Origin of the sequence: Campylobacter troglodytis, from assembly GCF_006864425.1 — a bacterium.
Classification (GTDB): Bacteria; Campylobacterota; Campylobacteria; order Campylobacterales; family Campylobacteraceae; genus Campylobacter_D; species Campylobacter_D troglodytis.
In genome coordinates this window covers 1-320 of sequence record NZ_QHLI01000289.1, presented here as the reverse complement: position 1 = coordinate 320, position 320 = coordinate 1, and the positions used below count along the sequence as shown (strand labels likewise).

Below are 320 nucleotides of genomic sequence, written 5' to 3'. Positions count from 1 at the left end.
AGACCTGGACCTGACTGTATTAAAAGCGGGATAAATTTAAGAATACCTGAGGGTAGATATGAGGCACAGTGGCACAGCTACGGACTAAGAAAAAATACCCTACATCTTTACAATAACTTTATTTCATTTAATAGGTATATACTCATTCACAAAGGCAATACCCCAAAAGATTCACAAGGCTGTTTGCTTATCAATGATGATTTTATGGATAGAATTGATGATATAATCTTTCAAAAGAAGAGTATAAGCAAAGAAGAAAGCTTTGCAAAATCTTTAAAGAATGATTTTGCGAAGAAAATACTTGGTAAAAGCATAAATAA

1 protein-coding gene is annotated in these 320 nt (G+C 32.2%); it reads left to right on the top strand.

Annotated features, from left to right (window positions below):
* Window positions 1–320: DUF5675 family protein (locus tag DMC01_RS14385; protein ID WP_221887186.1), on the top strand; the 320-nt coding region annotated here is incomplete at both ends.